Below are 21,444 nucleotides of genomic sequence, written 5' to 3'. Positions count from 1 at the left end.
CGTCGACGAAGACGAACTACGCGGCGCGGACGGGGACGTTGCTCGCCACCGAAGCCACCGGTACGGGCAGCCGGGTCGGCTCGACCGGTTTTGTCGGCAGGGCGAGCAGGTCGGCGATGGCCGCGACGGCGCGTACGCTGGCCTGCCCGTCGCCGAAGGCGGACGTACGTTCGGCCAGCGAGCGTACGGCGAGTTCCGCCGCCGCGGCGGCGATGATCCGCTCCGGATCGGTGCCGACCAGGGTGCCGTAGCCGGAGCTGACGATCTCGGGGCGCTCGGTGGTTTCCCGGGTGACCAGCACCGGTACGCCGAGCGTGCCGGCCTCCTCCTGTAGGCCGCCGGAATCGGTGATCACCAGATCCGCGACGCTCAACAGGCCGACCATCTCCGGGTACGGCAGCGGTGGGGTGAGCCGGATGCCGGGAGTCCGCCCCAGTTGGGCGGTCACCTCCGCGCCGAGCGTCGGGTTCGGGTGGGTGACCATGACGATCTGGACGTCGGGGTGACGGCGGGCCAGGTGCCGCAGGCCGGCGCAGACACCGAAGACCCCGCCGCCCCAGTTCTCCCTGCGGTGCAGGGTGGCCACGATCAGCCGCCGGGTCGGGTCGATCCACCGGGGCGGCTGGGCCAGGCCGTGGTCGATCAGGTGATGCAGCGCGTCGACCACGGTGTTTCCGGTGACCACGATCCGCTCCTCCGGCACCCCCTCGTCGAGCAGGTGCCGGTGCGCGGTCGGGGTGGGAGCCAGGTGGAGGGCGGCGAACCGGGCCAGCATGGCCCGGTTCGCCTCCTCGGGGAAGGGCCGGTCCAGGTCGTGCGTACGCAGACCGGCCTCCAGGTGCACCACCGGTAGGTGGTGCCAGAAGGCGACCACTCCGCCGACCAGCGCGGTCAGGGTGCCGCCCTGGACCACGACAGCGGCGGGACGGTGCTCGGCGAGCACCGCGTCGGTCGCCGTAATGAGCGCGGCGGCGAGTTCGGCCAGAGAACCCGTGTGCCGTACGGGTTCGAGCGTCACCCCGGCGGTGAGCCCGAAGGGTGCCAGTGCCTCTCCGACCCGGCCCGGGTGCTGACCGGTGTCCACCACGGTGGCGGTGAAACGGGTGTCCAGCCGCAACTGACGTACCAGTGGGGCTGTCTTCACCCCCTCCGGCCGGGTGCCGATCAGAACCATGACCTCCGCCGAGGTCGAACCGCTGCCGCGCATCCTGGTCCTCAGCCTTCCAGCGCCCACGGGTGACACCCGAAGACACCTGGCGGTTGGGCGATCTGCCCAGTGTGCGGTCCGTACATGTGAAGCCCCTCGTGCAGCTGTGGTGACGCTCGATGTCACGCTAACCAGCTAAAGGGACGTTTGCCTCACAAATTACGAAACTCCACTTATCGCATCCGTATCGGGTCAGTTGGGGGTGGGGGCGGGACCGAAGCCGGTGACGGCCGGGGGTACGAGGTAGTCGTAGACCGCGCGGGCCAGTTGGCGTACCGTCTCTGCGCCGGTGGCCTCCGGCCCGGAGGTGACAAACGCGACCGCGACCTCCGAGTGCGGGATCAGCAGGTAACCGACGTCATGCGAGGCGTCCGGCAGTTCACCGGTCTTGTGCGCGACCGGTACGCCGGGCGGCAACGCGGCCGGGATCTTCGTGTTGATGGTCTGTTCGAGCATGAACGAGATCATCAGTGTCCGGGACACCGGTGAGAGGAGGTTCCCGTCCCAGACCGCACCGAGCAGGCTGACCACGTCGTCGGCGGTGAGGTAGTTCTCCTCGCCCCGCGCGGCGGCGGCGGTGTCGAGCATTCGGCGGTTCAACGCGGTCTGCTTCAACAGCATCGTGTCGATCAGCGCGTTCACCCGAACGAACCCGTTGAGATGATTGATCAGTACGTTCGCGGCCGTGTTGTCGCTGTAAATGATCATGTAGCGGGCCAGCCGGTACAGCGTCACCACCTGGGGAAACGTCTCGTACTGGAGCTGGCCGCTGCCGCCGACCACATCCTTCGGCTCGACCAGCACACCGTCGTCGAGCCGCTGCCACCCGCAGTCGACCTCCCGCAGCAACTCGGTCAGGATCCAGAGCTTGATGACACTCGCCGCCTTCGGACGGAAAGTGCCGTTGACCCCGATCTGCTGGTCGCCGTACCGGCCGGAGAGATCACGTACGGCGACGCCGGTCGGATTCGGTGAGGCGGCCACGATCGCCCGCAGGCGTTCGGTCAGTGGCAGCAGCTTCCCGCCCCGCTCGCGGTCGACCGGCGGTTGCGGGTTCGTCACCACCTCACCGGTGAGCACCTCGGGCTCCCGACCCGGACGGCTGATCTCGACCGTGCCCCCGGTCCGGCCGCGCAGCGGCACCCGGTAGGCGTAACCGACATCGCCGACCGTCACCCGTCCGCTGGCGACACCATCGGAGACCAGCATGCCCTGGTCGAGCACGCGGCCGGTGTCACCGTCGCAGCCCCGGTACCGCACGATCCGTTCGGCCGCGTCGACGGCGAAGATGGCGTTCGCCGTGGCGAGCCAGGCAAGCCGGGTCCGGGCCGATGCGCTGGCAGAACCATCCGATACACCCACACCGTCGTCGGGGCGCCCGGTCGCGCCGGAACGCGCCGGAGCCGGCATCACGGCGACGGCCACCAGGGTCGTCACGACGAGGATGGCAAGGCGGCCGAAGAGCAGACCCGCCAACGCCATGGTGGTCCGTGCGGGTGGTCGGTTCTGGTTCACCCGGGCAACGTAGCCAGCGGTGTGGGCCGGTCGGAGCGGCTCGACGACCGGGTCACCCAACCGTGCGTACGTCCCCGGCGGGTCGCGGTCGCAACCCGCCCGACGTGTCGACCGACACGGCCGCTGACGGTCCGGCGCTCCCCGCCAGCGTCGACTAACGGTGGCGGTCGGAGACCCGACGGGCGACGGGTGAGACGTAGTACAGGCCGACGCTGGTCAAGCCGTAGAACACGGGCACCACGATGAAAACCACCAGGCCGACCATCGGCACGATCAGGTATCCGAGGACCCCGCCCGCGACATAGAGGACGATCCCGATCATCGCCCGGACCTGTTCGATCGGAATGAGCCGTTCGTGCACCCCCTCCTCGACCAGGTCCCGGTGTCTGGTCAGGTAATGGAAGAAGGCCAACCAACTGAAGCAGAGCAGCGCCCCGACCGCGGCGTAGAAGGCGATGGCGACACGCTGGTCCGTTGAGTTGTCCTCCTGTAGCGCGTGTGAGACGACGGCCGTCGGGAACGGCAGCAGCGCCGCGGTGAACAGGACGAAGAGGTTCCTCCAGTGCAGGCCACGATCGGCCTGCCGAATGCGGCTGAACGCGGCCTTGTGGTTCAACCAGACGACGGCCACGTACAGGTACGACGAAACGTACGCCGCATAGGCGGGCCACTGGTGCAGCAGCCCGGAGAGCAGCCGGCCGGGTTCGACGTCCGGTACCCGGAGGTCGAGCACGAGCAGGGTGATGACGATCGCGAGGACCGCGTCGCTGAAACTCTCGGCGCGGCTGGTGTCCGACCTGATGCCGATGGCGCCGATTTGCCCGCTCACCGGAGTTGGGTACCCGTAGGAAAGGGCCGCAACCGGGCGGCCTGCCGGGCGTCCGTTTGTGCACTCCGGCAGCGGGAACGCGAATGGGAACGAGCCCACGCGCCGCCGTCCGGGCGGCGCCGGGCGGCGCCGTTAAGGAGGCCCCTCTCATGGCCAAGAAGCAGCAGCCCTTGCAGGGCAGACGAATCGCGTTCCTCGCCACGGACGGTGTCGAGGAGGTGGAGTACCTCCAGCCACGAATCGCCGCGGAGCAGGCGGGCGCCGAGGTCTACCTGATCTCACTCGCGCCCGGTGAGATCCAGGCCATGAAGCACGACCTGCATGTCGCCGGTCGACATGCGGTGGATCGCACCGTGGACGAGGCTGACGCGGCCGACTACGACGGCCTGGTGCTGCCGGGCGGGACAGTCAACCCGGACCGCCTCCGGATGAGCCCGACCGCGATGGCGTTCGTCCGGGCGTTCTTCGACCAGGACAAGCCGGTGGCGGCGATCTGTCACGGACCGTGGTCGCTCGTCGAGACCGGCATGGTGGACGGCCGGACCGTCACCTCGTACCCCAGTCTGCGTACGGACATCGGCAACGCGGGCGGTCTGTGGGTCGACCGGCAGGTCCAGGTTGACGACGGCCTGGTGACCAGCCGCAGCCCCGACGACCTGCCGGCGTTCTGCGACAAGATGGTGGAGGAGTTCACCGAGAGCCACGTCGGCCAACTGACCGTCGCCTGACCCCTGTGGCGCCGGCGGCCGGCCTCCACCGCCGGGTCATGCCGCCACGTCAGGGTGCCGGGGCTGCTACCGCCACCTCATCGCGCCGGGTCCCCACCGAGAGCCACGCCGATCAGGATCTCGGCCGCCCGTCGCGCCTGCCCGGCCGCTTCGTTCGTCCCCGCGATGGCGGCCGTCGTCTGCGCGCCCTCGGCGAGGATCGCCAACTGCGGCGCGAGCCAGTCGGGTCCCCCGGCCTCGGCGACGATCCTGGCCAGCCGCTCCTGGAACTCCGCCTTGTGCTCTCGGGCGATCGCCGCGATCCGGGGCGTGGTGGCGCCGAGCTCGCCGAAGGAGTTGATGAAGACGCACCCACGGAAGTCGTCCTGGTCGAACCAGCGGGCCAGCATGTCGTAGATGGCGAGCAGGCGTTGCCGGGGGTCGTCCAGCTCGACTGCCTGCTCGACCAGCGCGTTCCACACCTCGTGCCGCCCGGCCAGGACCTGTTCCACGATCGACTCCTTGGACGGGAAGAGCCGGTAGATCCGCTTCAGCGAAACGCCGGCCTCGGCGCGCAGCGCGTCCATGCCGACGGCCTGGATGCCGAGGGAGTAGTAGAGCCGGTCCGCCGCGGCCAGCACCTTGGCGCGTACGGCGTCGTCGTCGAGTGCGGCACTCGCTGCGACCACTATTCCCACCTCCGTCGGATCGACCCGTGACATCTCTCACCTCACCGATCGCGGTCCGGGTAGTGCGCGGAGAACGATCGTTATCTAGGCTACTACACGAGGCGAGAACGACCGTTCTCCGCGATTCACCGGAGGCAGAGATGCCCTTCATCACCGTCGGTACCGAGAACAGCGCCAACATCGACCTCTACTACGAGGACCACGGCGAGGGTCAGCCGGTCGTGCTCATCCACGGCTACCCGCTCGACGGGCACTCCTGGGAGAAGCAGAGCGCCGCGCTGCTCAAGGCCGGCTACCGGGTCGTCACCTACGACCGCCGCGGCTTCGGACGCTCCAGCCAGCCCACCATCGGCTACGACTACGACACCTTCGCCGCGGATCTGAAGGTCGTACTCGACACGCTGGACCTCACCGACGTGGTCCTGGTCGGTTTCTCCATGGGCACCGGCGAGGTCGGCCGCTACCTGGGAACGTACGGCTCCGCCCGGATCGCCAAGGCGGCGTTCCTCGCCTCGCTGGAGCCGTTCCTGCTCAAGACCGACGACAACCCGACCGGCGTGCCGCAGGAGGTCTTCGACGGCATCCTCGCCGCCGTCACCACCGACCGGTACGCCTACTTCACGGACTTCTACCGGAGCTTCTACAACACGGACGAGAACCTCGGCACCCGGCTCTCCGAGGAAGCGCTGCGTAACAGTTGGAACGTCGCCGCCGGGGCCTCCTGGTTCGCGTCCAGCGCCGCCGTGCCGACCTGGGTCACCGACTTCCGGGCCGACATCCCCCGGATCGACGTACCCACGCTCATCCTGCACGGCACCGCCGACAACATCCTGCCGATCGACGCGACCGCCCGCCCATTCCGCGAACTGCTGCCGCAGGCCGAGTACGTCGAGGTGGACGGGGCACCGCACGGCCTGCTCTGGACCCACGCCGAGGAGGTCAACGACGCGCTGCTCGGCTTCCTGGCCAAGAAGTAGCGGCCAGTGAGATCGGTGGGGGCGGCGCGCGAGCGGAACGCCGCCCCCACCGGACATACCCGTGCCAGGTGACAGACTTGCGCGATGTTGCGCGTCGGGATCCTGGTAACGGCACTGCTCGGAAGTACGGCCACCGCGTCGTACGCCGCACCGCCGAATCAGCGGCCCGCCGTGTCGACAGCGGTGGTGACAACCGTGGCGCGGGCCGAGCCGACCGAGGTCTGCACGATCGGCGACGATCGACTGGTCGAGATATCCGGCCTGGCCACGACCGACGACGGTTACGTCGCGGTCAACGACAGCGCCGACCTGGAAAGCCGCCGGAAGATCTTCTTCCTCGACCAGCGGTGCCGGGTCACCCGGACGGTCTCCTACCCCAGCCTGCCCCGGGACACCGAGGACATGGCGGTCGCCCGTGACGGCACGATCTGGATCGCCGACATCGGCGACAACGACCGTGACCGGACAACCGTCGGATTCTGGCGACTCGCCAAGGGGGCGAAGTCTCCGGTGCCGTACCGCTTCTCGTACCCGGACGGTCCGCACGACGCCGAGGCGCTGCTGCTCGACGGCGACGGCACCCCGATCATCGTGACCAAGGACCCCGGACTCCCCCGGCTGTACACGCCCGAGCAGCCGCCGCGCGCGGGCGCGACCGTACCGCTACGCAAGGTCGGACAGTTCAACCTGCCGGTGACCCGTACCAGCAATCCGTGGTCCGCGCTGGGCCGGCTGGTGGTCACCGGCGGCGCCACCGCACCGGACGGCAGCCGCGTGGTGCTACGCACGTACGCCGACGCGATCGAGTTCGACGTGACCGACGGCAAGGTCGCCGAGGCGGTCACCACCGGCACACCGAGGATCACTCCGTTGCCGGACGAACCCCAGGGTGAGTCGATCACGTACAGCCGGGACGGCGACTCCTTCCTGACCGTCTCCGAAACCGTCGACCAGCCCTCCTCCACGAAGGCGACCATCCTCCGCTACACCCCGACCCCCAGATCCGCCCCGAGCACAGAGGCCAGCGAACCACCGGCCACGAGTACGACCCCGCCCGGCGAGGCGACTCCGAGCGCGACCGCCCGAGCCGATGACGCGGCGGCGGAACAGGAGGACATGGTCGGCATCGCCCGGCTGATCGTCGGCATCGGTATCGCCCTGCTGGTCCTCGGCACCATCGCCGTGGTCGCGATCCTGGTCACCGGTCGGCGGTCGCCCCGCCATCCGCGCTGACCCGCGTCGGGCTCGTCCACCCCGGGCCGCGTGCCCCGGCTTGTCCACCCCGGGCCGCGGTACGCCCCGGGCCAGGAGAGCGTTAGGAAGGGCCCCTTCCTCTACCGAAAGCGATAACAAGGGGCCCTTCCTTCGGGGTCAGCCGGCGAGGTGGCCCCAGTGGTCCTCCAGGTCCCGCCAGGTGCCCTGGGCCACCGCCTCGCCCTCGATCAGCACCACCACCAGGTCGGCCTGGGCCAACGCGGCACGCTTCGACGTCGACCCGACGACGGTCACGCCGTGTCCGCGCAGTGCCCGCCAGAGTTCCAACTCGGTGGTGACGTCGAGAGCGGACGAGACGTCGTCGGCGATCAACAACTCGGTACGCGGTGCCAGCGCCCGGGCCAGGGCGAGCCGCTGGAGCTGACCACCGGAGAGCCGGGTGCCCTTGTGGCCGATCAGCAGCCCGAGCCCACCCCCGACCGCGGCCAGGTCATGCTCCAGTTGGGCGGTGGAGACCGCACCGGCCGCGTCGACCTCGTGGCCGAGCCGGATGTTGTCGGCGACCGTACCGGAGAGCACCCGGGGCAGTTGTGCGACGTATCCGACCTGGTTCGGGCGGAGGAAGTGCTCGGGCTCGGTGACCGGTTGCCCGTTCCAGCGCAGCGCCCCGGCGTGGTGGACGATTCCGGCCAGCGCGCGCAGCAGCGACGACTTGCCCGCACCCACCGGACCGACCACCAGCACCAGTTGTCCGGTCTCGACGGTCAGGTCCACGTCGCGGACACCGACCGTGCCGTCCTCGTGCACGGCGGTGAAGCCGACCAGGTCCAACCGGCGCAGCGGATGGCGCGGCGGCGCGACCGGGGCCGGCGCGGTCCCGGTCGAGATGTCCACCCCCGGCACGGGGGCCGAGTACACGCCGATCCCGGTCATCGCCACCGTACGACGGGTCCAGACCCGGGCCGAGGGAACCTGGGAGACCAGGGAGGCCGTGGTCCAGGCGAACCACCGGGCGGCGCCCAGGGTCGAGACCGCCACCAGGGTCGCGCCCGACGACAGTGAGCCGGAGAGATAGAGCGCCCAGGCCGCGATCGGCAGCAGGCCGCCGATCATCGACGGGGTCGACCTGGCCCAGACCATCGTGGAGATCTCCCGCCGCTGCCGGTCGCTGCGGACCACGTCGAGCCGGGCCAGGTGAGCCAGCACCGGCTCGCTCGCGCCCGCGAGTTTCACCGTTCGCGCCGCGGACAGCGACGACACCAACGCGGTGGCGAAGGCGGCGCGAGCCGCGACGGTCTTGCGCGCGGACCGCTCCAACAACGGCCCGAAGAGGGCGGCGGCCAGCCCGGAGACGAGCATCGTGCCGCCGAAGAAGAGCGCCGGCACCAGCGTCCCCGAGACCACCGTCATCGAGATCAGCAGTACGAAGCAGGCAGCCTGGTCGAGCAGGTTGTCCGCCAGCATCACCACCCGCTCGGTGTCGCCGCCCTGGGCGACGACCTCGGCCGGGGTGTGCGCGCTGACCCGGCGTGGCCCGGTCTGGCCGTGCACCAGCCGCAGGCTGATCCGCAGCATCTGCCGGACCCACCACTCCGGGAACCATCGCGCCGTGTAGTACGACATCGGCACGGTGAGCAGCAGCCCGGCCACGATCCCGACGGCCGGCCAGAATGGGTCACCGAGTCCGTCCACCAGGTCGGCCCAGAGCCACGGCATGATCGCGCCGTCCAGGCCGAGCAGCACCATGAACACGAACAGGAGGAGCGCCCCGAGCCCGAAGCGGGGGTCGTTGGCGGCGAGTCGGAAGATCTCCCGCAGCGTCCGTGCCGGCGCCGGCTCCGGCAACGGCGGCGGGTCGGCCTTCGGCGCGGCGGCGAGTCGCTCCCGTACCACCGGGATCGGTGGAAGGTCTGCGACCTCCCGGTCCGTCGGCGCCGGTACGGTCTCCGACCCGAGATCCTCCCCGAGCTGCCACGAGTCGACATCCGGATCGGTACGGGCCAGAACACCGCTCGCGCCGATCCCCGCGCCAACGCCGACCGGGTGCTCGACCCGGCGGACCGGTTCCGCGTGTACCGCGGCCTGACCGCTAGCCAGCAACCGGGCGAACCGTTGCGACGTACGGAGCGGCCCGGCCTCGAGCACCTCGCCGTCGGCCAGCACGACCACGTCGTCGCAGCGTCGCACCGACGAGAGGCGGTGTGCGATGACGATGCCGATCCGGTCCCGCAGCAGTCGCTCGGTGGCGGCCTGTACGCGGGCCTCGGTGACCGGGTCCATCCGGGCGGTGGCCTCGTCGAGGATCACCACGTGCGGGTCACGGACCAGGATCCGGGCGAACGCGACGAGCTGCTCCTGGCCGGCGGAGAGGACGTACCCTCCCTCACCTAGCTTGGTCTCGATCCCGTCGGGCAGGTCGGCCACCCAGTCGGTCAGGCCGAGTTCGTGCAACGCCCGCGTGGCCTGTTCGCGCAGTTCCGGGTCGAACAGGGCGACGTTCTCGGCGAGCGTCCCGGCCAGGATCTCGGTCCGCTGCGGAACCACCCCGATCCACCGACGCAGGCCCTCGATGTCGAGGTCGAGCAGGTCGGTCCCGCCCAGGAAGACGGTGCCACGGGGTACGTCCACCGCCCGGGTGAGCACCTTGGCCAGGGTCGACTTGCCCGAGCCGGTCCGCCCGATCAGGGCGTACGAACGTCCCCTGACGAAACTGAGCCGTACGTCCCGCAGTGCGGCGCGGTGCCCGCCGTCGGAGCCGGTGCTGCCGTAGCCGAACGTGAGCCCGCGTATCTCCAGGTCACCGTCGGTCGGGGCGGCGCCGCCGGTGGGCTCCTGCGGCGAGTCGCGCAGCAACTGCACCCGGCCCCAGGCGCCGAGGGCGTACTGCAACTCGGGCACCATCCGGCTGACATGCTCGATGGTCGCGCCGAAGGCGAGGGCGAGCAGCCAGACGGCGGTGAGTCGGGCACCGTCGACCCGGTCGGTCGTGAGCGCCCAGACCCCGCCGAGCACCACCGCGGCGATGCCGGCCCGGGTCACCCCGACGGCGATGGTGGCGACCCGGGCCGACATGCCCCAGACCACCCTCGCCCTGGCCAGCACCTCGCTGGCGCGTTGGGCGAAGGCCCGCAGCACGTACGGTCGGGCCAGACTGGTGCGGATGTCGTCCTGGCCGTGGATCGACTCCTCCATCACGGCGGCCAGGTCGGACCAGGCTTCCTCCTCGTGCATCCGGGCCGGCCCGATCCGCTGTGTCGGTGCGCTCAACCCGAGTGCCAGCAGCAGGGCGAGCAGCAGCATCACCAGTCCGGCCGGCCACCAGACGCCGATCGCGACCACGATCGAGAGCAGCCCGACGGAGAGCATCTGGGCGATCCTGACTCCGCTGCCGCGCAGTTCGGAGGCGACCTGGTAGACGTCGCCGTCGATCCGGTCGAGCAGTTCGCCGACGGGTGTGGTCTCCAGCCTCGGCAGGTCCTGTCCGAGCGCGACCCGGCAGAGCCGGCGCCGTACGTCGGCCGCCCAGTCGGCGGTCAGCCCGGCGGCGATGAGTCCCACCACCAGGTCGCTGAGGACCGCGACGACCAGCGCGACGGCGAGCACGGCGAAGAGGGCCGCCGAGCGGTCTACCAGGACCGGCCCGGCGAGCGCGGACGCGCTGGCCTGCCCGACGGCACCGAGCACGATGAGGCAGGCCACGGCCGCGACCCGGCGCGGTGAGGTGGCCCACAGATCGCGGAGCAGGCGCATCGGAAGCTCCCGGCGTAGTGGGTGGAGGGCTTCCAGCCTGGCGGGAAATCCGGGATCACTCAACGCAATTACGGCTGATACACCGGCCGGGACTGCTACTGCCGCTCGGGCGCGAGCCGGACCGCGCGCAGCAACTGGGCGTTGAGGGCGACCACGATGGTGGAGGCGGACATCAGCACGGCGCCGATCGCCGGGCTGAGGGTCAGCCCGGCGAAGGCCAGCACCCCGGCGGCGAGCGGGATCGCGACGATGTTGTAGCCGGCGGCCCAGCCCAGGTTCTGCAACATCTTGCGGTAGGACGCCTTGGAGAGCCGGATCACCCCGGTCACCCCGCGCGGATCCGACGAGGCGAGCACCACACCGGCCGACTCGATCGCCACGTCCGTACCGGCACCGATGGCGATGCCGACGTCGGCTCGGGCCAGTGCCGGCGCGTCGTTGACCCCGTCGCCGACCATCGCCACCCGCAGTCCCCGGGCCTGGAGATCGGCCACCGCCTGGTCCTTGTCCGCCGGGAGGACCTCGGCGAAGACCTCGTCCACCCCGGGGCGGAAACCGAGGTCCGCGGCGACCGCGTCAGCCACCGGCCGGGCGTCCCCAGTGATCATGACAATCTTCCGTACGCCCTGCTGGCGCAGTTGCGCGATCGCCTGCCGCGCCTCGGGCCGGACCTCGTCGGCCAGTCCCAGCGCGCCGAGCACCTCGGCCCGCCCGCCGCGCGCCTGCTCACCACCGGTCCGGACCAGGTGCAGTACGGCCGCACCCCGCCCCGACCAGGCGGCGGTTTCGGCGGCCAACTCCGACGGCACCGGTACGTCCAGCTCGCGCAGGAGGGCGGGGCCGCCGACGGCGTACTCGAAGCCGTCGACGGTGGCCCGGACGCCGCGCCCGGTCAGCGACCGGAACCCGGTCGCGGCGCCGGTCAGGCCGCGCTCGGCGGCGGCGGTGGTGATCGCCCGGGCGAGCGGGTGTTCACTGTCTGCCTCGACCGCCCCGGCGAGGCGGAGCACCTCGTCGCCGGTGTGACCCGGTGCGGCGGCAAGTGCGGTGAGCGTGTGCACGCCCCGGGTCAGAGTCCCGGTCTTGTCGAAGAGCACCGCCTGCACGGTGCGCATCCGTTCCAGCGCCAGCCGGTCCTTGACCAGGATGCCGGACTTGGCGGCGACCGCCGTGGAGAGGGCGATCACCAGCGGAATCGCCAGCCCGAGCGCGTGCGGGCAGGCGATCACCAGCACCGTGACGGTACGCACCACGGCCTCGTCGACGTCACCGAAGGCGGCCCAGGCGGCGAAGGTCAACACGGCGGCGGAGATGGCGACGTAGAACAGCAGCGCCGCGAACCGGTCCGCGAGGACCTGCGCCCGTCCGCTGGACGCCTGGGCCTGCGCGACCAGCCGTTGGATCCCGGCGAGGGCGGTGTCGTCGCCGATCGCGGTGACCCGGACCCGGATCGACGAGTCGGTGGCGACGGTGCCGGCCACCACCCGGTCGCCGACGTCCCGCCGCACCGGCCGCGACTCCCCCGTGATCATCGATTCGTCCAGTTCGGCACCGCCGTCGGTGATCTGCCCGTCGGCCGGCACCCGGGCGCCAGGTCGCACCAGCACCCGGTCGCCCACGCGCAGCCCCGGCACCGGTACGCGTTCCACCCGCCCGTCGTCGCCGACCCGTTCGGCGTCGTCGGGCAGGAGCGCGGCCAGGGCGTGCAGGGCCCCCCGCGCCTGGCCGATCGCCTTCATCTCCTGCCAGTGGCCGAGCAGCATGATGGTCACCAGCGCGGCCAGCTCCCACCAGAAGTCGAGGTCGAACGTGCCGGCCGTGGTGGCGAGCGAGGCGACGTACGCGACGGTGATCGCCATCGAGATCAGCAGCATCATGCCCGGTGCCCGGTCCCGGATCTCGCTGATTCCGCCGACCAGGAACGGCCAGCCACCGTAGAAGAAGACCACCGATCCGAGGACCGGGCCGATCCATGCCATGCCGGGAAAGTCGAGCTGGTAGCCGAACCAGTCCATGACCATGTGGCTGGTCACCACGATCGGGACGGTGAGAGCCAGGCTCAGCCAGAACTTCCGCCGGAACGTCTCCGGGTCGTGCCCAGCGTGCTTGTCGTGCCCGCTGTGCCCGGTGTGCCCGGTGTGCTCAGTGTGCTCGGTGTGCTCGGTGTGCTCGTACGCCATGTCGGGTCGCATTCCCATCGCCTCCTCGGCATCACCTCGCCACATACCCCCCAGGGGTACCTTCCGGCGAACCGTAGCATACCCCCGGGGGGTTAGCTATAGTCGATGGATGACCACACCCGCCCCGACCCCTACCCGCGGTTACACCGCCACCAAGGACCAGCTCCTGTCCCGACTCCGACGCGTCGAGGGGCAGGTACGCGGCGTCGAGAAGATGGTGGACGAGGACCGCTACTGCATCGACGTCCTCACCCAGATCTCCGCCGTCCAAGCCGCCCTCGACAAGGTCGCCCTCGGCCTGCTCGACGGGCACATCCGGCACTGCATGCACGAGGGCGCCGCCGAGGGACGCGCCGACGAGATGGCGACCGAGATGATGGCCGCCGTCGGCCGGCTGATGAACCGGGGCTGACCGCTCCGCCCGGACCGGGGCGTCGACCGCCGGTGCTACCGTCCGCCTCGTGCGCGAAGGATTACGTCATCTCGCCGGACGGGTGTGGTGGTATCCACACGACGAGGACGCGGAAACCGTGCAGGGCGGGGTCGCGGTCATCGCCGACGACACCGGCAGCATCCTGGTCGACGCCGGCAACGCTCCGACGACCGCACGGCGGATCCAGGCCGCGATCGAGGCCGCCGGGTTGCCGGCCGTACGACGGTTGGTCTACACCCACCACCACTGGGACCACGTGTGGGGGGCATGTGCCTGGCCGGACGTCGAGATCATCGGTCACCGGGCCGGCGCACGGCTGCTGGCCGACGAGGCCCGACGGCCGTGGAGCCACCACTACCTGCGCGAACAGGTGGAGCGCGACCCCCGGCTCGGCCCCAGCTTCTCCGCCCGTGGCCGGGCGATGCCGGACTGGCAGGGCTTCGTCGTCCTGCCCCCGCACACCGAATTCGACGACACCCTCACCCTCGCCGACGGCGTCGAGATACGGCACGTCGGCGGCCGGCACGCCGAGGACTCGACCGTCGTCGCGGTGCCGGACTCCGGGGTGCTCCTGCTCGGCGACAGCTACTACCCGCCCCCGTACCACCTGCGGGAACCGGGGGACGGACCCGACATCGCGTTGGTCCGCTGGCTGCTCGACGAAGGGCGGTACGGCCACTACGAGTGGTTTGTGGACAGTCACGACCACCCGAACCGCGCGCGGGACGTACGGGAGCTGCTGCTCGCCGCCGAAGGCTGAGCAGGTCGACAGGCTGAGCCGGATGGCAGGCTGAGTAGGTCGACAGGCTGAGCCGGATGGCAGGATGGGCCGATGTCGAGGAGCACCGACCCGGTCGACTGGTCGACGTTGGAGCACGCGTACGGCACCGCCGAGGACACACCGGAGCAGCTACGCGCTCTCGCCGACGCGGACCAGGACGTACGTCATGAGGCGTTCGGCGAACTGCTGCACAGCCTGGTCCACCAGGGCACCCGCTACCAGGCCAGCGCGCACGCCGTACCGGCCCTGCTCGACCTGGTCACCGACCCGGAGGCGCGGGACCGTGACTTCATCGCGCTGCTCGTGGCCTGGATCGCGATCGGCTCCGACGAGGGTCAGCTCCCGGACGGCATCCGGATCGACCGGATCCGGTCCCAGGCCGAGGGCGGCGCCGAGGTGCTGGCACGCGGGCGGTACAACCGCACCCACGCGGAACTGCACGCGGTGGACGCGTACGCCGCCCTGACCGCCTGGGAGGCGGTACGGGACGGGCTGCGGTCACTGCGTCCACTGCTGCGCGACGAGGATCCCGGGCTGCGGACGGTCGTCGCGTACACGTTGGGTTGGTTTCCGGCGGACGCCGCGCCGGACGAGGCGGCGGCGAGTCTCGCGGCCCTGGCCGAGCTGGTCACCGGGGCGGAGTCGGACGAAGGCACGGTCGCCGTCGCGGTGGTCGCCGCCGGGCTGATCGGCGCCGACGGCAGCGCCCGGCTCGCCACCGCCGCGCTCGACGACGAGCGGGCGTTGGTCCGGTGGGGCGCCGCCATCGCGCTGGCCCGCCTACACGGACCGGCCGCCGACCCACGGGTGGCGGCGGAGCTGACGCACTGGGCCGGCGGCGGCACCCGAGCGAACCACGAGATCCCGTACCTGGAGGGCGACGTCGCCGGGTACGCCACCCTGGCCCTGCGCCAACTCGGCCCGGAGTGGGCGCAGGCGGCCTTCGCCGCCAACCTGTCCCGGTTGCCGCAGGTCGACGCGATGGAGGCGCTGACCGTGGCGGGCGAGGCGTTCCGGTACGCGTTCCCGCACGGCCCGTTGCCGGCCGGCGTCCCGTTCGACCACCTCGACGAACCCGCCCGCCGGCTGGTACGGGTGCTCGCCGACGCGCCGGCAAGCTGGCAGTACGAGGGGGTGGAGTTCGGCAACTTCAGCTCCCTGGTGGGCGAGTACGGCCTGCCGGACACGCAGTCACTGCTGCACCGGTACGTCTACGGCGACCGGACCCACGGCGACGCGCCGACCCGGGCCTGACCCGGAGGTCGGACCGTTCGGCGCAGTGACGCCGTCGTTGGTCCACCCCATCCCACCGGTGGGCTGCCGGGAGACGCATTACATCGTCAACTCTCGATATAGCCGCCCGCATGCGAGCGTCGCACCCCGTCCCAGCGGCGCACCGCGACCGTCCCCGGGTGGCCCGGACGAGAGGACCACTCCATGCGATGGAACCCACGCCGGCTCGGCGCCGCCGGCCTCGGACTCGCCCTCGCCGTCGGGCTCACGCTGGCCCAGGCCACGCCCGCACAGGCCGAATCGAACGGCGGGGTACGCGTGATGCCACTCGGTGACTCGATCACCGACGGCTTCAACGTTCCCGGTGGATACCGGATCAACCTGTGGCAGCGCTTCGTCAACGGCGGGTACACCGTCGACTTCGTCGGTTCCGGATTCAACGGCCCGGCGAGTCTCGGCGACCACGACCACGAGGGTCACTCCGGCTGGCGGATCGACCAGCTCGACGCCAACATCGTCGGCTGGCTCCAGGCGACCACCCCGCGTACCGTCCTGCTGCACATCGGCACCAACGACATGAACCAGAACTACGACGTGGCGAACGCGCCGGCCCGCCTCTCCGCCCTGATCGACAAGATCCGGGCGAACGCGCCGACGGTGGAACTCTTCGTCGCCACCATCACCCCGGAGACCAACGCGACGCTGGACGCGCGGGTCCGGGCGTACAACGCGACCATTCCCGGGATCGTGGCGCAGAAGGGTGCCCGTACACACCTGGTCGACATGTACTCGGCACTCACCACCGCCGACCTCGCCGACGGCGTGCACCCCAACGCCGCCGGCTACGACAAGATGGCCGCCCGCTGGTTCGCCGCGCTCCAGTCCGTACCGGCGAGCCTGACACCACCGGGTACGCCGCCGGTCGGCACCGCCGTCTCACTGGTGAACGCGGTCTCCGCTCGGTGCCTGGACGTCTCCGGTTCCGCCGCCGGCACCCAGGCGGTGATCTGGGACTGCCACGGCGGCATCAACCAGCGCTGGACCAGAACCGCGAGCGGGGAGATGCGGGTGTACGGCAACCGCTGCCTCGACATCTCCGGCAACGGCACCGCCAACGGCACAAGGGTGCAGATCTGGACCTGCAACGGCACCGGCGCCCAGCGTTTCAGCTTCGGTGCGAACGGCTCGATGATGGTGCCGGCCTCCGGTAAGTGCGTCGAGGTGGCCGGCGGCGGTGGTGCGAACGGCACCCGCGCCCAGCTCTACGACTGCAACGGCAGCGCCGCGCAGCGCTGGTCGGCCGGGTAGGCGACTCGTCGGGGCGTGGCCCGCCGCCGGGCCATGCCCCGACTCCACCGACTTCACCGCCGGTCAGCGACTCGGGCGGGTCCGGCCCTTCAGGTGGCGGCTCATCGCGCGGGCGATCTCGCGGTCCGCGTCCCGCTCGGCCAACGCCTGCCGCTTGTCGTAGGAGCGCTTGCCCCGGGCGAGGCCGAGTTCGACCTTCGCCCACCCGTTGGAGAAGTACATCGAGAGCGGGACCAGGGTCAGGCCGGGGTCACGTACCTGGTCCAGGATCTTGTTGATCTCACCCCGGCGCAGGAGCAGCTTCCTGGTCCGGCGGGGCTGGTGATTGGTCCAGGTCCCGTACGCGTACTCCGGGATGTGCAGCCCGTAGAGCATGATCTCGCCGTCACGTTCCTGGGCGAAGGCGTCGACCAGCGACGCCCGTCCGGCCCGCAGCGACTTGACCTCGGTGCCGAGCAACGCGACACCCGCCTCGTACGTCTTGAGGATCGCGTAGTCGTGGCGCGCCCTCTTGTTGGAGGCGATGAGCTTGCGCTCCGGTTCCCTCGACGCGGCGATCTCCCGAACTCCTCTGCGCGGCCGGCGTGCCCTGGGCAGCGGCGGTCCCTCCCGCCGACGGCACGAGACGAAGATACCTCGGCGGGCTGCCGGTGATACCCCGGCGGGCTGCCGGTCACGCCTCGGCGGCGGGGACCTGGTGATCTGGCCGTCGTGGCAGGTAGGCCGATCTGTCTAGTAGTGTCGGCGCCATGCCCGCGAAAGTCACCGGCTCGGCGTCGCCCAGGGAGCGGCTGCTGCTGGCCGCCGACCAACTGTTCTACGCGGAGGGCGTGCACTCCGTCGGCATCGACCGGGTGATCGAGCACGCCGGAGTGGCGAAGGCCACCCTCTACAACGCGTACGGCAGCAAGGACGAACTCGTCCGGGCGTACCTGTCGCGGCGGCAGGAGGCCCGGCAGGCGCGGGTGGCACGCAAGCTGGACGGCCTGGAGTCGCCACGGGAGCGCCTGCTCGCGATCTTCGACGCGCTCGGTGACGCGATCGCGCAGCCGGACTTCCGGGGCTGCGCGTTCGTCAACGCCAGCGCCGAACTCGCCCCCGGAAGCAGGGCCAGTGAGGTCTGCGACAGCTCCCGTGCCTGGCTCCGGACACTGTTCCGGGACCTCGCCCGGGAGGCAGGCGCCACCGAACCTGACGGCCTGGCCCGGCAGATGGTGCTCCTCTACGACGGCGCCTCGGTCGCCGCCCTGACCGACCACGACCTAGCCGCGGCGGGCGCGGCACGGGACGTCGCCGCCACGCTGGTGGATGCCGCGACCGGGCGTTGACCGGGCAAACAATCGACAGCCCTTAACCGGCTGGACAACCAGGGCTATCGATTTGTTGCCGACCGTCGGATGCACTGTCCGGCATGACTCACCACCACCATGCTGGCGGTACAGACTCCGGACCCCACGAACCGCACTCCGGACCCGACCCGGCGGACGCCGGGCACGGTCATGACGGGACGCCTCGACGTACCGTCCTGGCCGGTGCCGGCGGGCTGCTGATGCTGGCCGCCGCACCCGGGACCGCGCACGCGGCAGCCGCCCCACTCGCCGCCGGGCCGACCCGCACCGCGGCCACCGGCGCCTCGCGTACCTCACTGCTGACCCAGGGCACCACGCTGGTCCACGCCGACCTGCACAACCACACCGCGATGTCCGACGGGGACGGCGACCCCGAGCTGGCATTCGCCTCGATGCGCGACGCCGGCCTGGATGTCGCCGCGCTGACCGACCACAGCACCCTCTTCTCGATCGAGGGACTGTCCCGGTCGGAGTGGGACCACACCGGTCGGCTGGCCGACGCCGCCGACGACCCCGGCCAGTACACCGCGATCCGCGGCTTCGAGTGGTCCCACCCGCTGCTCGGCCACGTCAACGTCTGGTTCAGCGGCAACTACACCGACCTGCTCCAGTCGTCGAGCATGAGCCGGCTCTACAGCTGGATCGCCAGCTCCGGCGGAGTGGCCGGGTTCAACCACCCCGGCCGCGAGGTCGGACGGTTCGACAACTTCCGGTTCACCGCCGGCGTACGCGAGCCGATGATCGGCCTGGAGATGTTCAACCGGGGTGACGACTACCTCTTCGACGGCTGGGGAAGCGGGCAGACCTCTCCGCTGGCCGCCTGCCTGAACGCCGGCTGGCGCCCCGGCCTCACCGGCGTCTCCGACGAGCACGGCACGAACTGGGGCTTCCCGGAGGGGAAGGGCCGGACCGGCCTCTGGGTCACCCAGAACACCCGGCAGGAGGTGCTGGCCGCGATGCGCGCCCGTCGCTTCTTCGCCACCCGGGTCTCCGGGTTGCGGGTCGACGCCACCGCCAACGGCGTACGCATGGGCGGTCTGGTCCCGCTGGTCCGTGGTGACGTCACATTCGAGGTGGACCTCGACCGGGGTCCGGAGTGGGTCGGCAAGCCGCTCCGGATCCAGGTGCTGCGCCCCGGCACCGACGCGCCGACGGTGCCCGAGGTGGTCGACACGGTCGCCGGCCAGGTCACCCGCTTCACCGTCCCGCTGGACCTGGCCGACGGCGACTGGGTGGTGCTGCGGGTCTCCGACCCCAGCCAGGCCAACCCGAGCCCGGGGCCGGCCGGGCACCCCTGCAACGACTGGGGTGTGGCGTACACGAGCCCGTGGTGGCTCCAGCCGTGACAGTGCGGTAGCTGAGACGCCAACCGGGGCGGTGACCTTGATGGTCACCGCCCCGGTGTGGTCAACCGGATGCCCTGGGGGCCCGGGTGAGGTCAGTCGGCCAGCGTCGCGATGGACTGGGCCCACCGGAAGTATTTGTTGGTGCCGAAGTCACGCACGGTCTTGATGCCGAACGCCTGGAGCAGGTGCTCGGCGTCGCCCTTGGACACACCCTCGATCGCGGTGACCGGCGCGTCGGCGATTTCCTGGGCGCTCTTGCCCTCCCACGCCTTGGAAAGCTTCTTTTCGAGTCCCAGCATCCCTGTTGCCTCCTTAAAGCAGCCCGGCACCGCGCCGAGCCGCCGGCAGACTACGACGATCCGGAAGTTACGCGCCAGTCGAAGGGACCGGCCGGGGACCGTCGTGATGGGAACAACAGTCGTCGGCGTCTCTCACTCCGACGGGGTCACCGTCTCCTGCGAAGTACGTCGTTCCCGGCGGGCGTCGGACGGTCCATCCACATCGGACGTACGTCGGTCCGACTCGGCCAGGATCGCCCGCGCCTGGGCGAGCGGGTCCTCGCTGCCGGCCGCCCGCTCCTCCGGCAGCAGGTACTCGGCCCGCCGCTCCACCTGGCCCCGGTCACTGGCTCCCGCGCTGTGCCGGTCACTGGTTTCTGCGCTCATGCCGTGGGTCCGTACCCGCAACCGAGTCATGCCACACCCGGGCGGTACGACGGCCGGGCGGACTCAGTTCGCCTCGGCCAGCAACCCGTCGACGAGTTCGCGTGGCAGCCCGTGGGTGTCGTGCAGGTAGTGGTAGTCCTGGTCGGTCAGCGGCCCGCGCGAACGCCACCGGGACACCACCGGACGGCCACGTCGTAGCAGGTCACGGAAGCGGCGCTGCTCGTCGAGGAAGACCTCGCGCGGCTGCCCGGGGTCGATCCGCTGGCCGAACCGGTCGAGGGTCCGCTCGAACGGTTCCGACGGCAGGTCGACCAGACCGCGCGAGGGATCGTCGCGCCACAGCGTGGTGAGCAGCCGGCGGATCAGCCGGCGCAGCACGTAACCGCGACCGGTGTTCGACGGGCGCACACCGTCGCCGACGACCACGACCCCCGCCCGAAGGTGGTCGCAGACCTGGCGCAGGGGCTCTCCCTCCAGTCCCCACAACCCCGAGACCGTACGCACCCACGGGTCCAGGCCGTCCCCCTCGAACACGGAGCGGTTGCCGCGCAGCACCATCTCCAACCGCTCCACCCCCAGCCCGGTGTCGACGCTGGGCCGGGGCAACGGTTCCAGGCTCCCGTCGTCGTGCCGCTGGTAGCGCATCTGGACGTGGTTCCACACCTCCATCCACCGGCCGTCGGTGCCCGGGGTGCCCTGCGGCGGGACCTCACCGGTCCAGACGAAGATCTCCGAGTCGGGCCCGCACGGTCCGGTCGGGCCGTTGGACCACCAGTTCTCGTCCCGGGTCAGCTCGACCGGTACGCCGAGTTCGTCCCAGGTGTCGATCGACGCGCGGTCCGGGCCGACCTGGTCGTCGCCGCCGAAGACGGTCGCGTGCAGCCGGCCCGGGTCGACGCCGAAGCCCTCACGGAGCAGTTGGTAACCCCAGCGCAGGCTCTGCGGGCTGTCGTAGTCGTCGAGCGACCACGACCCGAGCATCTCGAAGACGGTCAGATGGGTGTTGTCGCCGACCTCGTCCAGGTCGGTCGTACGCAGACAGCGTTGGACGTTGACCAGCCGGGTCCCCAGCGGATGCGGTCGACCGAGCAGGTACGGGGTCAGCGGATGCATGCCCGACGTGGTGAAGAGCACCGGGTCGTCCGGTGGTGGGATCAGCGAGCTTCCGGGCACCAGCGCGTGCCCCCGCTCGCGGAACCAGTCGACGAAGGTCCGGACGATCTGTTCGGGTGTCATGGGGATTCGGCCTCTCGGGTCACT

At 70.9% G+C, this 21,444-nt stretch carries 19 protein-coding genes; 9 read left to right on the top strand and 10 right to left on the bottom strand.

The features are described from left to right. Positions 1-16: 16 nt before the first annotated feature. The 3 genes from wecB to BDK92_RS27425 all read right to left on the bottom strand — a co-directional run bounded on the left by wecB (position 17) and on the right by BDK92_RS27425 (position 3,551). Positions 17-1,207 carry a non-hydrolyzing UDP-N-acetylglucosamine 2-epimerase gene (gene wecB, locus BDK92_RS27435; protein ID WP_121159287.1) on the bottom strand — a complete coding sequence of 397 codons (1,191 nt, stop codon included), beginning with the start codon at positions 1,205-1,207 and terminating at the stop codon, positions 17-19. A 192-nt stretch (positions 1,208-1,399) separates the two neighbouring features. Next, positions 1,400-2,722, bottom strand: a complete 1,323-nt coding sequence (locus BDK92_RS27430) for a serine hydrolase (RefSeq protein WP_147457131.1) — start codon at positions 2,720-2,722, stop codon at positions 1,400-1,402. Between the two features lie 154 nt (positions 2,723-2,876). Beyond that, the gene (locus tag BDK92_RS27425; protein WP_211349384.1) at positions 2,877-3,551 is read right to left on the bottom strand and encodes a TMEM175 family protein; all 675 of its coding nucleotides are present in this window, start codon (positions 3,549-3,551) and stop codon (positions 2,877-2,879) included. 149 nt (positions 3,552-3,700) lie between these two features. Between BDK92_RS27425 and BDK92_RS27420 the strand changes: the two genes are divergently transcribed. Next, positions 3,701-4,279 (top strand): type 1 glutamine amidotransferase domain-containing protein, encoded by a 579-nt coding sequence (locus BDK92_RS27420; protein WP_121159285.1) that lies wholly within the window; start codon positions 3,701-3,703, stop codon positions 4,277-4,279. A gap of 77 nt (positions 4,280-4,356) precedes the next feature. On the opposite strand, the gene BDK92_RS27415 is transcribed toward BDK92_RS27420, so the two are convergent. Then, entirely contained in the window at positions 4,357-4,947 is a 591-nt protein-coding gene (locus BDK92_RS27415; RefSeq protein WP_246017272.1) for a TetR/AcrR family transcriptional regulator, read from the bottom strand. A 140-nt stretch (positions 4,948-5,087) separates the two neighbouring features. Between BDK92_RS27415 and BDK92_RS27410 the strand changes: the two genes are divergently transcribed. Together BDK92_RS27410 and BDK92_RS27405 are read left to right on the top strand one after the other, a co-directional pair. Further along, the gene (locus tag BDK92_RS27410) at positions 5,088-5,924 is read left to right on the top strand and encodes an alpha/beta fold hydrolase (protein WP_121159283.1); all 837 of its coding nucleotides are present in this window, start codon (positions 5,088-5,090) and stop codon (positions 5,922-5,924) included. An 84-nt stretch (positions 5,925-6,008) separates the two neighbouring features. Continuing rightward, on the top strand, positions 6,009-7,157 hold the full coding sequence (locus tag BDK92_RS27405; protein WP_121159282.1) for a hypothetical protein: 1,149 nt from the start codon (positions 6,009-6,011) through the stop codon (positions 7,155-7,157). A gap of 138 nt (positions 7,158-7,295) precedes the next feature. Here the strand turns inward: BDK92_RS27405 and BDK92_RS27400 are convergent, their stop codons facing one another. Next, a complete protein-coding gene (locus tag BDK92_RS27400) occupies positions 7,296-10,889 on the bottom strand; it encodes an ATP-binding cassette domain-containing protein (protein WP_121159281.1) in 3,594 nt (1,197 codons plus the stop codon). Between the two features lie 95 nt (positions 10,890-10,984). Further along, complete coding sequence (locus BDK92_RS27395; RefSeq protein ID WP_121162635.1) at positions 10,985-13,081, bottom strand: copper-translocating P-type ATPase; 2,097 nt, start codon at positions 13,079-13,081, stop codon at positions 10,985-10,987. A 97-nt stretch (positions 13,082-13,178) separates the two neighbouring features. On the opposite strand from BDK92_RS27395, the gene BDK92_RS27390 reads away from it, so the two are divergent. The 4 genes from BDK92_RS27390 to BDK92_RS27375 all read left to right on the top strand — a co-directional run bounded on the left by BDK92_RS27390 (position 13,179) and on the right by BDK92_RS27375 (position 16,824). Beyond that, the gene (locus tag BDK92_RS27390; RefSeq protein WP_121159280.1) at positions 13,179-13,481 is read left to right on the top strand and encodes a metal-sensitive transcriptional regulator; all 303 of its coding nucleotides are present in this window, start codon (positions 13,179-13,181) and stop codon (positions 13,479-13,481) included. 49 nt (positions 13,482-13,530) lie between these two features. Beyond that, complete coding sequence (locus BDK92_RS27385) at positions 13,531-14,262, top strand: MBL fold metallo-hydrolase (RefSeq protein WP_121159279.1); 732 nt, start codon at positions 13,531-13,533, stop codon at positions 14,260-14,262. Positions 14,263-14,334: 72 nt separating this feature from the next. Continuing rightward, positions 14,335-15,537 carry a hypothetical protein gene (locus BDK92_RS27380; RefSeq protein WP_121159278.1) on the top strand — a complete coding sequence of 401 codons (1,203 nt, stop codon included), beginning with the start codon at positions 14,335-14,337 and terminating at the stop codon, positions 15,535-15,537. A 183-nt stretch (positions 15,538-15,720) separates the two neighbouring features. Continuing rightward, positions 15,721-16,824: a ricin-type beta-trefoil lectin domain protein gene (locus tag BDK92_RS27375; RefSeq protein ID WP_121159277.1), complete on the top strand. Its 1,104-nt coding sequence runs from the start codon at positions 15,721-15,723 to the stop codon at positions 16,822-16,824. Positions 16,825-16,887: 63 nt separating this feature from the next. Here BDK92_RS27375 and smpB read toward each other — a convergent pair whose 3' ends face one another. After that, a complete protein-coding gene (gene smpB / locus BDK92_RS27370; protein ID WP_121159276.1) occupies positions 16,888-17,382 on the bottom strand; it encodes an SsrA-binding protein SmpB in 495 nt (164 codons plus the stop codon). A 191-nt stretch (positions 17,383-17,573) separates the two neighbouring features. Here smpB and BDK92_RS27365 point away from each other — a divergent pair, with 191 nt between their 5' ends. Both BDK92_RS27365 and BDK92_RS27360 read left to right on the top strand, forming a co-directional pair. Then, complete coding sequence (locus BDK92_RS27365; protein WP_121159275.1) at positions 17,574-18,152, top strand: TetR/AcrR family transcriptional regulator; 579 nt, start codon at positions 17,574-17,576, stop codon at positions 18,150-18,152. A gap of 83 nt (positions 18,153-18,235) precedes the next feature. After that, positions 18,236-19,519, top strand: coding sequence for a CehA/McbA family metallohydrolase (locus BDK92_RS27360; protein WP_121159274.1), 1,284 nt, complete (start codon positions 18,236-18,238; stop codon positions 19,517-19,519). Positions 19,520-19,611: 92 nt separating this feature from the next. Here the strand turns inward: BDK92_RS27360 and BDK92_RS27355 are convergent, their stop codons facing one another. From BDK92_RS27355 to BDK92_RS27345, 3 genes are all read right to left on the bottom strand, one after another. After that, entirely contained in the window at positions 19,612-19,818 is a 207-nt protein-coding gene (locus BDK92_RS27355; protein ID WP_121159273.1) for a hypothetical protein, read from the bottom strand. A 132-nt stretch (positions 19,819-19,950) separates the two neighbouring features. Continuing rightward, positions 19,951-20,184, bottom strand: coding sequence for a hypothetical protein (locus BDK92_RS27350; protein ID WP_121162634.1), 234 nt, complete (start codon positions 20,182-20,184; stop codon positions 19,951-19,953). Between the two features lie 63 nt (positions 20,185-20,247). Continuing rightward, complete coding sequence (locus BDK92_RS27345; protein ID WP_121159272.1) at positions 20,248-21,420, bottom strand: alanine--tRNA ligase-related protein; 1,173 nt, start codon at positions 21,418-21,420, stop codon at positions 20,248-20,250. Positions 21,421-21,444: the final 24 nt, after the last annotated feature.

This window comes from Micromonospora pisi (assembly GCF_003633685.1).
Lineage (GTDB): Bacteria > Actinomycetota > Actinomycetes > Mycobacteriales > Micromonosporaceae > Micromonospora_G > Micromonospora_G pisi.
The sequence above is the reverse complement of the archived record's forward strand: the minus strand, read 5'-3'. Positions and strand labels throughout refer to the sequence as shown.

Excerpts from the sequence above, each read along its gene's own strand:
- BDK92_RS27420 (WP_121159285.1), top strand. The coding sequence starts at position 3,701 with ATGGCCAAGAAGCAGCAGCCCTTGCAGGGCAGACGAATCGCGTTCCTC.
- BDK92_RS27390 (WP_121159280.1), top strand. The coding sequence starts at position 13,179 with ATGACCACACCCGCCCCGACCCCTACCCGCGGTTACACCGCCACCAAG.
- BDK92_RS27410 (WP_121159283.1), top strand. The coding sequence starts at position 5,088 with ATGCCCTTCATCACCGTCGGTACCGAGAACAGCGCCAACATCGACCTC.
- wecB (WP_121159287.1), bottom strand. The coding sequence starts at position 1,207 with ATGCGCGGCAGCGGTTCGACCTCGGCGGAGGTCATGGTTCTGATCGGC.
- BDK92_RS27350 (WP_121162634.1), bottom strand. The coding sequence starts at position 20,184 with ATGAGCGCAGAAACCAGTGACCGGCACAGCGCGGGAGCCAGTGACCGG.
- BDK92_RS27400 (WP_121159281.1), bottom strand. The coding sequence starts at position 10,889 with ATGCGCCTGCTCCGCGATCTGTGGGCCACCTCACCGCGCCGGGTCGCG.
- BDK92_RS27405 (WP_121159282.1), top strand. The coding sequence starts at position 6,009 with ATGTTGCGCGTCGGGATCCTGGTAACGGCACTGCTCGGAAGTACGGCC.
- BDK92_RS27375 (WP_121159277.1), top strand. The coding sequence starts at position 15,721 with ATGCGATGGAACCCACGCCGGCTCGGCGCCGCCGGCCTCGGACTCGCC.
- BDK92_RS27380 (WP_121159278.1), top strand. The coding sequence starts at position 14,335 with ATGTCGAGGAGCACCGACCCGGTCGACTGGTCGACGTTGGAGCACGCG.
- BDK92_RS27345 (WP_121159272.1), bottom strand. The coding sequence starts at position 21,420 with ATGACACCCGAACAGATCGTCCGGACCTTCGTCGACTGGTTCCGCGAG.
- BDK92_RS27355 (WP_121159273.1), bottom strand. The coding sequence starts at position 19,818 with ATGCTGGGACTCGAAAAGAAGCTTTCCAAGGCGTGGGAGGGCAAGAGC.
- BDK92_RS27395 (WP_121162635.1), bottom strand. The coding sequence starts at position 13,081 with ATGCGACCCGACATGGCGTACGAGCACACCGAGCACACCGAGCACACT.
- BDK92_RS27360 (WP_121159274.1), top strand. The coding sequence starts at position 18,236 with ATGACTCACCACCACCATGCTGGCGGTACAGACTCCGGACCCCACGAA.
- BDK92_RS27365 (WP_121159275.1), top strand. The coding sequence starts at position 17,574 with ATGCCCGCGAAAGTCACCGGCTCGGCGTCGCCCAGGGAGCGGCTGCTG.